General features: G+C 66.9%; 8 protein-coding genes. All 8 read left to right on the top strand.

Annotated features, from left to right (window positions below; translation table 11 throughout):
* Positions 1–933: MCE family protein (locus RJ05_RS25825; RefSeq protein ID WP_036541739.1), on the top strand; the 933-nt coding region annotated here is incomplete at its 5' end.
* Positions 930–1,958, top strand: a complete 1,029-nt coding sequence (locus tag RJ05_RS25820) for an MCE family protein (protein ID WP_036541738.1) — start codon at positions 930–932, stop codon at positions 1,956–1,958. The genes RJ05_RS25825 and RJ05_RS25820, both read left to right, overlap by 4 nt.
* Positions 1,955–2,947, top strand: a complete 993-nt coding sequence (locus RJ05_RS25815) for an MCE family protein (RefSeq protein ID WP_014353718.1) — start codon at positions 1,955–1,957, stop codon at positions 2,945–2,947. The genes RJ05_RS25820 and RJ05_RS25815 overlap by 4 nt, the downstream gene beginning before the upstream one ends.
* A complete protein-coding gene (locus RJ05_RS25810) occupies positions 2,947–4,026 on the top strand; it encodes an MCE family protein (RefSeq protein ID WP_036541744.1) in 1,080 nt (359 codons plus the stop codon). Before RJ05_RS25815 ends, RJ05_RS25810 begins: the two co-directional genes overlap by 1 nt.
* Positions 4,023–5,126 carry an MCE family protein gene (locus RJ05_RS25805; protein ID WP_036541737.1) on the top strand — a complete coding sequence of 368 codons (1,104 nt, stop codon included), beginning with the start codon at positions 4,023–4,025 and terminating at the stop codon, positions 5,124–5,126. The genes RJ05_RS25810 and RJ05_RS25805 overlap by 4 nt, the downstream gene beginning before the upstream one ends.
* Complete coding sequence (locus RJ05_RS25800; RefSeq protein WP_036541736.1) at positions 5,123–6,283, top strand: MlaD family protein; 1,161 nt, start codon at positions 5,123–5,125, stop codon at positions 6,281–6,283. Before RJ05_RS25805 ends, RJ05_RS25800 begins: the two co-directional genes overlap by 4 nt.
* A 129-nt stretch (positions 6,284–6,412) precedes the next feature.
* Positions 6,413–7,396: a hypothetical protein gene (locus RJ05_RS31150; protein WP_036541735.1), complete on the top strand. Its 984-nt coding sequence runs from the start codon at positions 6,413–6,415 to the stop codon at positions 7,394–7,396.
* Between the two features lie 36 nt (positions 7,397–7,432).
* Positions 7,433–8,029, top strand: a complete 597-nt coding sequence (locus tag RJ05_RS25790) for a hypothetical protein (protein ID WP_036541734.1) — start codon at positions 7,433–7,435, stop codon at positions 8,027–8,029.
* The last annotated feature ends 23 nt before the right edge of the window (positions 8,030–8,052 follow it).

The raw sequence follows: 8,052 nt of genomic DNA, 5'->3' as shown, positions 1-8,052 counted from the left end.
ATCCCGGATCTCGGTGTGCTGCTCGGCGACTTCTCCGCCTCGGCGCACGCGCTCAACGAATCGGCGCCGGAACTGATGGACGTGCTGGCCAGCTCGGTCACCACCGCGCGCACCATCGCCGACCGCCGCTCGGAGCTGGCCTCCCTGATCAGCGGGGCGAGCGTCACCGCGGACAAGATCAATCACCTGTTCGCGATGAACCCCAACTCCGGTAAGGAGGTCACCGCGGGCCTGAACGCCACCATCGGCGCACTCGCCGCCGATCCCAGTGCGATCACCAACGCGATCGCCAATCTGAACACCTCCACCCGCAAGCTGAACACCGTCTTCCACTGGGGCCCGCAGCGGCAGATGGTCTGGAACGCGGGCATCACCTTCACCCCGTGGCAGCCCAACACCGTGAAGGACTGCCCGCGCTACGGCGATCTGGCCGGTCCCAGCTGTGCCACCGCGCCCGCGGTCGCCGATCCAGGCGTGCTGCCGGAATCAATGCGGCCGGGCCGGTTGAAGTCGGCCGAGGGTCTGCCGGTGCTGCCGCCGCTGCCGGGCATGCCCGCCATCCCGGGCGTGACCACCCAGGTCACCGCGCCGACGGCGCCCGCGCCCACCGCGGCCGTGCCGAACCCGTTCGCCGGTACCCCGCTGGAGGGCCTGTTCCCGAATCTGGTGCCCGGCGCTCCCGCTCCGCCCGCACCGCAGCCGGCGCCGGCCGCCGAGCCGGACGCGGGCCGGTCCGAGCAGGGTGAGACCGCGCCCGCGGCGAACACCGAGCGGCCGGGACTGAAACCCGCCGCCCGGCCCATCGCCTACACCGACGACCCGGCGCTGACCGCGCTGCTCGGCCGGCGGGCATCCACCCTCGAGTACATGATGTTGAGCACGGCTCTGGAAGGCGGCACTGTGCAGGTCACCGCAGAGGGGGCCGGCCGATGAGCATCCGCAAACCGCTGATCGGCTTCAGCCTCTTCGCCGTCGTATCGATTCTGGTCACCGTGGTCATCTGGAACACGCTGGCCCGCACCGTCGACGGCGACACCAAGACCTACTCGGCCACCTTCACCGACGTGCTCGGTTTGCGCGAAGGCGACGACGTCCGCATGGCGGGCGTGCGCGTCGGCAAGGTCGAGAAGATCGAACTCGACGACAACAACGACGCTCACGTGTCGTTCATCGTCCAGGACGAACAGACCCTCTACGGCAACACCAAGGCGCTGGTGCGCTACCAGAACCTGATCGGCCAGCGCTATATCGCGCTGGCGCCGGGTACCGGCGGGGACGCCACCCCGCTGGAGAACAACGCGACCATCCCGCTCGAGCGCACCGAGCCGTCGTTCGACATCTCGGCGCTGCTCAACGGTTTCCAGCCGTTGTTCCAGGCGCTCGAGCCCGAGCAGGTCAACCGCCTGTCGGAGACGTTCGTGCTGGCATTGCAGGGTGACCGGATCTCGCTGAGCCAGTTCATCACCCAGGCCGCCACGCTGGCCACCGACTTCGAGCGCAGGGACGCGATTCTCAGCGATGTGATCACCAACCTCAGCGGCATCATGTCGGGGTTGGCAAAACGAGGGGACGAATTGGAGACGCTGGTAACCCAGACCAGGGCGCTGATCGGCGGGCTCTACGAACAGGGCCAGTCCTTGCAGCAGTCCACCGTGCAGATCGCCGACGCCACCACCGCATTGGTCGACATGGTCGGCAATATCCAGCCCAAGCTGGACGCCGCCCAGCGCTCGACCACCGACGCGCTGACGCTGCTGCTGGCCAACGGCGCCAAGCTCGACCAGGCCGCGATCGACCTGCCGTCGGTGCTCTCCGACGTGGGCCGGTTCACCTCCGAGGGCGCCTACGCCAACGCCTACATCTGCCGCCTCGACGTCTCGCTGTACGGAATCCTGTTCCCGCGCGGGCTGTTCTCGCAGATCGGTGGCAACGGACAGTCGGCGGTGTGCCGCCCATGACCAAGATCAAAACCTGGTTCAACGCCAACCGCTACTTCGGTCTCGGCATCATCGGCGCCGCCCTGGTTGCGGTGGTGGTGATCGCGTCCTCCGGCTTCCAGAGCCTCGGCATCGGCGAGCAGTCGATCGAGGCGGAGTTCGTCCAGGCCGCAGGCATCAAGGTCGGCGACAAGGTCGACGTCGCCGGCGTCCCGGTCGGCCGGGTCTCCGGCGCCGAACTCGAGGGCGATCACGTGGTGATCACCCTGCAGGTCAGCGACGATGTGAAGCTCGGCCCCGACGCGCACGCCTCGATCAAGATGGCGACGCTGCTGGGCGCCCGCTACATCGACCTGGAGCCCGGTGACGGTTCGGGCCTGCCGGACAAGCGGATCCCCAAGACCAACACCACGGTTCCCTACAACCTGGCCGACGTCGTGCAGCGCGGTACCCCGAAGTTCGAGGAACTCGACACCGCCAAGCTGGCCGAATCGCTGAACCTGGTCAATCAGCAGCTCGGCGGTTCGCCGGAGCTGATCGCGCAGGCGCTCGACAGTGTCGGCGCGCTGGCCAAGACCATCGACTCGCGCAAGACCCAGGTCGACACCCTGCTCAAGGACCTGGACCGGGTCACCACCATCCTGGCCGACAACCGCAACAGCGTGCTGCTGGTGGTCACCCAGGGCGAGGCGATCGCCAGCCGGGTGATGGAGCGGCAGAACCTGCTGCGTCAGCTGCTCGACAATGTCGCCACGCTGACCGCCCAGTTGCAGCAGATCGGCGCGCAGAACGACAACCAGTTCTCCGGCACCCTCGATCAGCTCAACATCATGGCCTCAGGCCTGCAGAAGAACAAGGACAACCTGGACCGGCTGCTGTCGATCATGCCGCCCGCGGTGCGTTACCTGGCCAACGCCTGGGGTAACGGCAACTACGCCGAGGTCAGCCTCCCGTGGCTGTTCCCGGACAACTGGTTGTGCTTCGCCCAAGTCGCCGAGGGGTGCGCGTGATGAGACTCAAAACGATCGCCCAGTCGCTGTTCGTCGCAGCCACCGCGCTGCTCGTCGGTAGCTGCTCGCTGCTGCCAGGCCCGTTGAACAACGACATCAAGATCACCGCGGATTTCGAGAACATCGCGGGCATGTACGAGGGCAACAGCGTCCAGGTGCTCGGGATCGACGTCGGCAAGGTCGACAAGATCGTGCCGCGCGGCACCTTCGTCGAGGTGCACATGACCCTCGACGGTGATGTGAAGTTCCCCAAGGACGCCATGGCCGTGGTGATCTCGCCGTCGATCGTCACCGACCGCCACATCGAGATCACCCCGCCGTTCACCGAGGGCGAGACGCTCTCCGACGGCGACCACCTGCCGCTGGAACGCACCGACGTCCCGGTCGAACTCGACACGATGATCAAGACCATCGATCAGTTCGCCGCGGCGCTCAAACCAGAAGAGGGCCAGGAAGGCCTCGGTCCGCTGTCGGGCCGGGTGCTGTACCCGATGCTCGACGGCAACGGTGAGAAGATCCGCGACACCCTCAACGCGCTGTCGAGTGCGCTGAAGGTCGGCCTCGACAACAAGGACGCGATCTCGACCATCATCATCAAGCTCAACGAGCTCACCACGATGCTGGCCGAAAACGACCAGTCGGTGCGCGATTTCAGCAACAAGGCCACTCAGATGACGACGCTGCTCGCCGAGCAGGCGCCCGGTCTTCAGGCCACGCTGAATCAGCTCAACAGCTTCCTCACCAACACCAGCTCGATCTTCGCCGAACATCAGGACCAGATCAGCGACACCCTGACCAGGATGACGGCGGTCACCGATCAGCTGCGCCAGAACGCGCGCGGGCTCACCGAGGTCATCGACGTCGCGCCGATGCTGCTGGAGAGCATCGACAAGTCGATGAACAAGGAGCACGGCTACATCCGGCTGCACACACTCGTCGGCGGCACTCTCGCCGGCGAGCCGATCAGCCTGTTCTGCGAACGCATCCAGATGCGTGCCGACGGTTGTCGAACCGGCCGCATGGAGGACTTCGGTCCCGACTTCGGGCTCACCGCCGCACTGCTTGGACTGACGAAATGATGAATCGAATCAGCAGACGAGCCCGCCGCGGCATCGTCGCGGTCGCGGCGGTGGGGGCGATCTCGGTGACCTCCGGCTGCGGTCTGACCGTGGAGAAGCTGCCGCTGCCCAAGCCCGGAGCCACCGGCGACACCTATTCGCTGAAGGCGGTGTTCGACAACGCGCTCAACCTGCCCGATCAGGCCAAGGTGAAGGTCGGCGGCTCCGACGTCGGTGTGGTCACCGATATCAAGACCTCGAACTTCCAGGCCATCGTTGATATGGATATCAGCACCGATATCCAGCTCCCGGTCGGCAGCACCGCCGAACTGCGCCAGGCCACCCCGCTGGGCGATGTGTTCGTCGCGCTGTCCATGCCGCCCGCCGAACCCGGCACCCAGATGATGCAGGACGGCGACACACTGCCGCTGGACCAGACCTCGGCGGGTGCCACCGTCGAGGAACTGCTGCTGTCGGTGTCGATGATGTTCAACGGCGGCGGCATCGCCCACCTGGCCAGGCTCGGCGCCGAACTCGACTCCATCGTCGGCGGCCGCAGCGATCAGGTGGTGCATCTGGTCAATGAGCTGACCGGCGTCGTCACCAGCATGAACGACAACTCCGCCCGGATCGACAGCGTGCTCGCCGAATTCGGCGCGCTGGCCACCACGCTGGAGGCCAGGCGCTCGGACCTCGGCCAGGTCGCCGACACCCTGCCGAACATGATCGGCGCGGTCGCGGAGAACAACAAGGCCATCGGTGATCTGCTCGCCAAGATCGGCACCGCCAGCGTCGCCCTCGGCGACTACGCCAACACCTCCGGCGGTGAGCTGGCCGGGCTGCTCGACAGCCTCGATCAGCTGATGGGGGCCTTGGCCGCCACCGGCGACAACTTCGGTGCGGTGCTCGACGCGCTCCGCGAGATCCGCCCAGGCGTGAACGCGACCTTCCGCGGTAACAGTCTGGCCGCGCAGGTCAACGTCACCAACCTCGATATCGCCCTGCTCACCGCCCCCGGCACCAGCAAGTTCTTCGATCTCAACGATCTGAACGACTTCGCGGGCAGCCTGATCCAAGTGCTCCAGGTCGTCTACGGCCGGGTGACGGGAGGCCACCGGTGAAAAGCCACAAGATCCTCTACTCCACCATCGGCCTGGTGCTGGTGCTGATCATCGGTGCGGCGTACCTGCTGGTGAACGTCATGCGGATCAATCCGCTGCGCGGCACCTACACCGTCACCGTGACCTTGGACCGCTCCGGCGGTCTGCAACCGGGCAACGACGTCACGCTGCGCGGTTTCCGCGTCGGCAAGGTCGATTCGATCGAACTCATCAACGGCGGTTCGGCCATCGCGGCCACCGCCGAGATCGACGACCGCTACGACATCGCGGTGGACACCGTGGTCGCGGTGCAAGCGCTGTCGGCGGCCGGTGAGCAGTACATCGACTTCCGGCCCGACACCGATCAGGGCCCGTTCCTGACCGATGGCTCGGTGATCGAATACAACCCGGACACCGTGCACACCCCCACCCCGGTGTGGGCGGTGCTCGACGACACCAGCGCACTGATCGCCCAGATCGATCCGAAGCATTTCGATGTCATCCTCAACGAGCTCGATATCGCGCTCAGCGGTGGCCCGGACCAGCTGCGCTCGCTCATCGACGGTGTCAGCCTGGTGGCCGCCGGCCTGGATTCGCTGCTGCCGCAGACCTCGAATCTGATCGCCAACCTGCGCACCATCGCCTCGACCACGTCGATGGCCCAGCCCGACCTCGGGACGCTGACCCGCAACTCGGGCGTGCTGTTCGAACAGTTCAACAACGCCAACGCCGAATTGCAGTCGGTGCTGTCGCAGGCTCCCGGCCAATTCGCCAGCCTCGGCGCGGTGCTCGACACCACCACCGATCCCATCACCGGCCTGGTCAACAACTTCGTCGCCATCACCAAGGCGGCGCAGCTGCGCACACCGGCCATGCGGGCGCTGTTCCCGGCGCTCGAACTCGGTGGCGCGGCGCTGGGCGTGCCCGCCCACGACAACGAATTCCACACCATCCTCGACATCTGGTTGCGGCCCTACTGCCAGTACCAGTCCACCCCGGCCAGTCCGCAGGTCGTCTCCGACGGGACCATGCCGAAGTGGAACTACTGCGAGAACCCGCCGCCGGGACAGCAGATTCGAGGTGCGGTGAACGCGCCGCGGCCGAATGTGCCGAACAACGGCTCGCATATGCCGCCGGGTGTGGATCCGAACGAACGGACCATGCCGCCGGTGCGGTAACCCCGACCGGCTGAACGGCCGCGTGTGCGCCGGGGCATACTCGCAGATGAATGCCTGCGGCCCGGCGCGCGTGGCCGGACGAAATACACGGCACACCCGAGGTGTGCCGGGAAGGTGTGAACAGTACTCATGTCCACAGATGACGCCGCTTCCGACGCGGACGCCGTGCAGGATGGCGCGACGACGGGATCGGCGGGCGACGCCGAACCCGCCGAGGCGACCACACCGGCCCCGGACGGCGACGCCGAGTCCACGGAAGCCGCCGGTAAGGCCGGCGCCGCCAAGGCCGACGAGGGCAAGGCGAGCGCCGAGGACGCGGACAAGACCGTGAAGGCCGACACCGCGGCCGCCGAATCAGCGGACGCCACCGCCGAGGTGGACAAGGCGGCCGGTGCCGCGGACTCCGGCGCGGCCGGCGCCGCGGACGATCCCGACAAGACCGTCAAGGCCGACAAGGTCGCAGCCGCCGCCGACGCGGACAAGACCGTCAAGGTCGAGAAGGCGGACAAGGGCGATAAAGCCGACAAGACCGGTAAGGCGAAGGCGACCACGGCCGGCGACGACAAGACGGTCAAGGTGCGCACACCCGCCGCCGCCGAGGCCGCGGGTGCGAAACGCCGCAATCCGCTGTTCATCGCCGCCGGTGTGGCCGTCGTCCTCGCGATCGCCGCCGCGATCGCTGGCGTGGTGTTCTTCCTCCAGTCCGGCAACCGCCAGGACGAGCTGGACACCCGCGCCGCCGCCACCAAGGCGGCCTGCGATTTCGGCAACCAGTTCGCCACCTACAGCGGCGACAAGGTCGACGATTACCTCGGCCGGCTCGAGGACACCGCGACCGGCGAGTGGAAGAAGATGGTCGCCCAGCTCGGACCCGACCTTAAGGCGCGGTTCGAGGGCAGGCAGGTCGACTCCCGGGCCGACGAGGTCATGTGTGGTTACGCCTCCGGCGACGAAGACAATGCCACCCTTGTCCTGGTCATCGACCAGACCTTCTCCACCGCGGACGTCCCGAACTCCACCCCGGGCAAGGTCCGGGTCGCGGCCAATGTGGAGATGAAGAAGGAGAACGGGCGCTGGCTCGTGGCTCAGTTCGACTTCCCGGCAATGCAGTAGGGCAGCGGCGTGACGAAAGAGAGTGGGACCGGATCTATGGTCGAAAACGCCGACAACAACGGCGATGCGCGCGGTGTGCTGCCCGTCGTCCTCGCCTTCGTGGCGGGGGTGGTGCTGGTGGCGCTGGTCGTCACCGCTGTCGTGTTCTTCCGGCAGGCGCAGCAGCGTGGCGACGAACTCGCCGCGCAGGACGAGTCAAGCCAGGCCGCCTGCGATTTCGCCCGCGCGACCAACACCTACGACTACGCGGGCAATCTCGACAACTTCATCGCCGAGCTGAAGGACCGGGCGACCGACAACGTGGTCTCGGATCTGGAGCAGAACTGGGAGGTGCTGCGCCAGCTGCTGGTCGAGTCCAAGGTCAAGGCCTGGGTCGACAAGGCGACCTGCGGTTTCCGTTCCGGTGACACCGAGAACACCCAGGTGCTGGTGAACATCAGCCTGATGAAGACCAACTCGGCCACCCCCGAGCCCAAGCGCCAGGACATCGCCGTGGTCGCGGGCATGGAGAAGTCCGGCGACAAGTGGCTGGTCAACAAGTGGGAGCTGGCCATGCTGCCCGGCATCGATCCGAATGCCGCCCAGCCCCCGGCCCCGCCGGCGGATCAACCCGCACCCGAGCCGGGCAACTGAGCTACCGATAGCGACCCCCGGCG

It is taken from the genome of Nocardia cyriacigeorgica NBRC 100375, assembly GCF_000308555.1.
GTDB lineage: Bacteria > Actinomycetota > Actinomycetes > Mycobacteriales > Mycobacteriaceae > Nocardia > Nocardia cyriacigeorgica.
This window is presented reverse-complemented; position numbering and strand designations above follow the sequence as displayed.

What these genes read in the sequence shown, in the direction of transcription:
- RJ05_RS25820 (WP_036541738.1), top strand. Translation starts at nt 930, where the DNA reads ATGAGCATCCGCAAACCGCTGATCGGCTTCAGCCTCTTCGCCGTCGTA.
- RJ05_RS25815 (WP_014353718.1), top strand. Translation starts at nt 1,955, where the DNA reads ATGACCAAGATCAAAACCTGGTTCAACGCCAACCGCTACTTCGGTCTC.
- RJ05_RS25810 (WP_036541744.1), top strand. Translation starts at nt 2,947, where the DNA reads ATGAGACTCAAAACGATCGCCCAGTCGCTGTTCGTCGCAGCCACCGCG.
- RJ05_RS25805 (WP_036541737.1), top strand. Translation starts at nt 4,023, where the DNA reads ATGATGAATCGAATCAGCAGACGAGCCCGCCGCGGCATCGTCGCGGTC.
- RJ05_RS31150 (WP_036541735.1), top strand. Translation starts at nt 6,413, where the DNA reads ATGTCCACAGATGACGCCGCTTCCGACGCGGACGCCGTGCAGGATGGC.
- RJ05_RS25790 (WP_036541734.1), top strand. Translation starts at nt 7,433, where the DNA reads ATGGTCGAAAACGCCGACAACAACGGCGATGCGCGCGGTGTGCTGCCC.